The following is a 548-nucleotide window of genomic DNA, read 5'->3' on the forward strand; positions in this document are numbered from 1 at the left end:
GTTAACTCTAAACTACTTACGCTGTTATAGGACTCAAATTGAATTATCCGCTGACTATAATCTTGCTGAAAGTAATGTGAATCGTACTATTCATAAAGTTGAAAATGCTCTGATTCAATCACGGATTTTTGCATTACCCAAAAGGAATCAAAAGTTTAGTGAAGGTGATTATGTGATCGTTGATGTCACTGAGTCACAGATTGAGCGTCCCAAAAAAACAAAGAAAATTCTATAGCGGTAAAAAGAAGAAACATACGCTAAAAACACAGGTCATTTTTAACCCAAGACTAAAGCAAATTGTAAGTATACAGGTCGAAAGTGGCAGAAAACATGATCTGACGATTGCGCGTAAGTATTTTAAGGAGATGATCATTTATCCTTGTATTATGGCAGATTTAGCCTATAAAGGATTTCATCAGATTAAGAGTAAGTTACTCATTCCAATCAAGAAACCTAAGAATTTATCATTACCCAAAATAGCAAAACAGATCAACCAAGAAATCAGTCGGCGTAGGATCACAATTGAACATATCAACGGCAAACTTAAA

The 548-nt window shown here is 34.3% G+C and carries 1 pseudogene; it reads left to right on the plus strand.

The features are described from left to right. Positions 1 to 548, plus strand: a pseudogene (locus WFH18_RS17695) (transposase family protein); the annotation flags it as partial.

The organism is Acinetobacter sp. USHLN143 (assembly GCF_037145695.1).
In the GTDB taxonomy this organism is placed as follows: Bacteria; Pseudomonadota; Gammaproteobacteria; order Pseudomonadales; family Moraxellaceae; genus Acinetobacter; species Acinetobacter fasciculus.